This window comes from uncultured Tepidimonas sp. (assembly GCF_938045175.1).
In the GTDB taxonomy this organism is placed as follows: Bacteria; Pseudomonadota; Gammaproteobacteria; order Burkholderiales; family Burkholderiaceae_C; genus Tepidimonas.
The window spans coordinates 1-4,503 of record NZ_CALIND010000132.1 but is presented as its reverse complement, the minus strand read 5'-3'; the positions used below and the strand labels follow the sequence as shown (position 1 = coordinate 4,503).

Here is a 4,503-nt window from a genome sequence, read left to right as displayed (position 1 = left end):
GGCAGCGCCACGGCGTGCTGCCCGCCGTGCGCGCGTTGCTGCATGACTTCCAGGTGCCGCAGCGCCTGCTGGCACGCGCTGGCGAGCACAGCGGTGAGCGCACCCTGACCAACCTGCTGCACCTGGCCGAGCTGCTGCAGCGCATCGCCGCCCCGCTGGCGGGCGCCCCGCATGGCATGGCCACCGTTTGGCAACACTTGCAACGCGCGCGCCAGCGGGCGCTGCGCGGCACCGCCGCCGCGGGCGACGACAGCGCCACGGCGCAGCTGCGCCTGGACAGCGAGCGCGAGCGCATCCCCATCGTCACCGTGCACAAATCCAAGGGGCTCGAATACCCGGTCGTGTGCTACCCCTTTGCGATGCACGCCAAATCCATCGATGGCAAGGTCTCGGGCCGCGGGGTGCGCTGCCTGACCTGGCATGACGACGAGGGTCGGCTACAGATCACCCTGAGCGACGAGGGCGAGCGCTGGACACACGCGGTCGAGCGCGCCGATGCCGAGCGCCGCGCCGAGGACGTCCGGCGGCTCTACGTGGCGCTGACACGCGCGCGCCACGCCACCTGGGTAGGACTGGCGGCCACGGACACGCTGCCCACCAGCGCCCTGGGCCATGTGCTGGGCATCGACGCCCTGCCCGCGTCCAACGCCGACGACGGGCTCGGCGCGCGCGCCCAGGCGCTGGCCCAGGGCTGTGCGGTCATCGCCGTCCAGACCTGGGACGCCGCGCAGCCGACACTGCGCTGGACACCAGCGGCAGACACGCCGGGTGCCAACGACGCCCCCACCCCGGTGGCCGCCCGCATCGCGCCGTCCTCGCCACGGCCTCTCTGGTGGATCGCCAGCTACACCGCGCTGCTCGCCCCAACGGGCGAGGACGCCGGGGATGCCGCCCCCTCCTACCCGACCGCCGCATCGGATTCGGCGCGCGATGAGCCATTCGACGAGGCGCTCGGCACCCTCGCGCTGCCGGACGCCCTTGCCGACCCCCGCGATCCCGTGGCGGCTCCCGCCACGCCGCCGGCCGCCTGGCACCGCTGGCCACGCGGGCCGCAGGCGGGCACCGCCCTGCACGCCCTGCTGGAGCAGTGTGCGCACCAGGGGTTCGCACACATTGCCACCCAGCCCGCGCAACTGGCATCGATGGCCCAGGCCGTGCTGGAGCGCCACGGCTGGCCGACCAACCGCCTCGAGTCCGACGCGGCGGATCTGGCGCAATGGGCGGGCGCCATGATGGCCACCCCGCTGCCGCTGCCCGGCGTGGCAGACACCGCGGTCGCGCTCAGCCAGTTGCGCGCCGTGCAGCCAGAGTGGGAATTCTGGCTCGGCGCGCAGCGGCTGGAGGCGGCCACGCTCGACGCTTGGGTGCGGGCGCACGTGCCCGGGCTCGACCCCCGCCCCGCGCTGCGCCCCACCGTGCTCGAGGGCATGCTCAAAGGGTTCATCGATCTGGTGTTCGAGCACGGGGGGCGCTACTACGTACTGGACCACAAATCGAACGCCTTGGGCGGCGATGACTCCGCGTACCACCCGCAGGCCGTACAGGCCGCCGTGGCGGCGCACCGCTACGACCTGCAAGCGGTGCTGTACCTGGTGGCCCTGCACCGCCTGCTGCGGCAGCGCTTGCCCAGCTACTCCCCTGCGCACCACTTAGGGGGTGCGCTGTGTGTCTTCTGGCGCGGGCTGGCCACGCCGGGCCGCGGTGTCTATGCACTGCCCGCGCCGGTCGCACTCATCGAACGCTTGGATGCCGCGCTATCGGGCCACACCGCTGCGGAGGCCGTATGAGCACACCGGACGAACTCCAAGCCTGGTTGGCCCGCGGGTTAGCGAGCCAAGAGCTGCGCCCCTGCGACGCAGCATTGGCCCGCTTCGGCCGCGAGCAGGTACCCGACGCGCCGGTACCCGCCTTGTTGGCCGCGGCCTGCTTGAGCCGCCGTGTCGGCGATGGTCACATCTGCCTGTCGTTGCTCGACACCGCCGACGACAGCGCAGGCCCCTGCACGCGCTGGTTGCGGCAGCGCTGGGCCACCCTCCCGGCCGCGCTCGACCATCCGCACTGGATCGGCGACGGCAGCACGCCCACCCCGCTCGTGCGCCACGGGACGCGGCTGTACCTGTGGCGCCACTGGGTGCGTGAGCAAGCCGTCGCACGCGCCCTGGCCAAGCGGTTGCGCCTGCCAGCAACCGATACGCTCGATCCACACCGGCTGCGCCCGTGGCTGGACGCCCTCTTTGGCCCGCCCGCGCAACGCCCCACCCAGCCGGACTGGCAGTGCATCGGCGCGGCCCTGGCCGCGCGCGCGCCGCTGGCCATCCTCACCGGTGGACCTGGGGCGGGCAAAACCACCACCGTCGTGCGCCTGCTCACCCTGTTGCAAGGGCTGGCGCTGTCGGAGGGACGATCGCCCTGGCGTATCGGCTTGGCCGCCCCCACCGGCAAAGCCGCGGCCCGCCTGAGCCAGTCCATCGCGGTGGCGCTCGAGCGCATGCCCTGGGGCGCACTGCCACTGTCCGAAGCCGCACGGACCACCCTGCGCGAGGCCGTGCCCGCCGAGGTCCGCACGCTGCACCGCCTCATCGGCCGACGCGGTGACGGCACGGGCGCGCGCCACCACCCGGAAAACCCGCTGTGGCTCGACCTGCTGGTCATCGACGAGGCCTCGATGGTCGATCTGGAACTGCTGCACGATGCGCTGCAGGCCATTCCCGCCCACACGCGGCTGGTGCTGATCGGCGACGCCGACCAGCTCGCCTCGGTAGAAGCCGGTGCCGTGCTCGCCCAACTGTGCGAGCGCGCCGCCGACGGCCACTACCGGCCCGAGGTGGCCGACTGGCTGCAGCAGGCCACTGGGCAGACCCTCCCCAGCGGCCTGATCGACCCCGCCGGCACGGCACTGGACCAGGCGGTGGTGATGCTGCGCCACAGCCACCGCTTTGGCGGCGACAGCGGTATCGGCCGCTGGGCCGCGGCAGTCAACCATGGCGCCGAGGCGGACGTGCAGGCGCTGCTCGCCACGCCCCTGCCCGACGTGACCGTCATCCCCCGGACGCCAGACAGCAGCGATGCCGCCTGGGAAGCGGCTTGGCAGCGCGTCGTGTTCGACGGTCTGCTGCCCTGGTTGCAGCGGCTGCGTGCGGGCCCCGATGACGACGGCGCGGCCGCGCGGGCCGCCTGGGCGCGCGCGCTGCTGGCGGCGCACGCCCGCTTTCAGGTGCTGTGCGCGCTGCGCGATGGGCCCTGGGGCGTAGCCGGGCTCAACCAGCGCATCGCGCGCTGGCTGCAGCGGGCCGGGTGGCTGGACCTGCCCCCCGCCGCGCACGGGCACGACGGCTGGTACGCCGGCCGCCCCGTGCTCGTCACCCGCAATGCCCCGGCGCTGGGCCTGATGAACGGCGATCTGGGGCTGGTCTTGCCGCACCCGCCACACCCGGACGACCCGGTACGTCGCCCCCGCTGGCGCGTGGCCTTCGCCGCCCCGGACCAGCCCGAGGGCGTGCGCTGGGCCCTGCCCGGGCAATTGCCCGACGTCCAGACCGCCTTTGCGCTGACCGTGCACAAGTCCCAGGGCTCAGAGTTCGACCATGTGCTGCTCGTGCTGCCCCCCCAGGCCGATACCCCGGTGCTGACGCGCGAGCTGCTCTACACCGGCATCACCCGTGCCCGCCAGCGCCTGACACTCGTGTTGCCCGGCGGCCACGACACGGTGCGGCGGGCAACTGCCCGCCTCACCCAGCGCGACAGCGGCCTGCGCCAGGCCGTGCTGGACGCGCTACCATAGGCGGGCCAAGCATTTCGAACGACCGTTCGCCCTTCACCGCCCTCTCATGACTTACTGCGTCGCCGTCAAACTCAAGGCTGGCATGGTCTTTCTGTCCGACTCGCGCACCAACGCCGGCCTGGACCAGATCAGCACCTTCCGCAAAATGATCGTCTACGAAAAACCGGGCGACCGCTTCATGGTGCTGCTGTCGGCGGGCAACCTGAGCATCTCGCAGTCGATCCGCGAAATCCTGCAGACCGAGCAGCTGCAAGACCCCGCCGGTGGCGAGCCGATCACCATCTGGAACGCGCGCAGCATGTTCGACGCCGCGCGCGTGCTCGGCTCGGCCGTGCGCCATGTCTACCAGCGCGACGGCGAGGCGCTGCGACGCAGCGGCATCGAGTTCAACGCGAGCCTGCTCTTTGGCGGCCAGATCCGCGGCGAGGCCATGCGGCTGTTCCAGGTCTACTCACCCGGCAACTTCATCGAGGCCACGGCCGAAACGCCGTTTTTCCAGATCGGCGAGAGCAAATACGGCAAACCCGTGCTCGACCGCATCATCACCCCCGACACGCCGCTGGCGGAGGCCACCAAGTGCCTGCTCATCTCCATGGACTCCACGCTCAAGTCCAACCTCTCGGTGGGGCTGCCGCTGGACCTGGCCGTCTACGAGGCGGACCGTTTTCAGAGCGATCACGTCGTCTGCATCGACGAAGGCAACGCCTACTTCCAAATGCTGC

Annotated in this window: 3 protein-coding genes; all 3 read left to right on the top strand. The window is 72.0% G+C overall.

What is annotated here, in order from left to right; translation table 11 throughout:
* Nucleotides 1-1,787, top strand: a 1,787-nt coding sequence (locus Q0716_RS07055; RefSeq protein WP_299021348.1) for a 3'-5' exonuclease, incomplete at its 5' end; no start/stop codon positions are given.
* Nucleotides 1,784-3,781: an exodeoxyribonuclease V subunit alpha gene (recD, locus tag Q0716_RS07050; RefSeq protein WP_299021347.1), complete on the top strand. Its 1,998-nt coding sequence runs from the start codon at nt 1,784-1,786 to the stop codon at nt 3,779-3,781. The genes Q0716_RS07055 and recD, both read left to right, overlap by 4 nt.
* Nucleotides 3,782-3,827: 46 nt before the next feature.
* Nucleotides 3,828-4,503, top strand: a 676-nt coding sequence (locus tag Q0716_RS07045) for a proteasome-type protease (protein ID WP_299021345.1), incomplete at its 3' end; no start/stop codon positions are given.

Excerpts from the sequence above, each read along its gene's own strand:
- recD (WP_299021347.1), top strand. The coding sequence starts at position 1,784 with ATGAGCACACCGGACGAACTCCAAGCCTGGTTGGCCCGCGGGTTAGCG.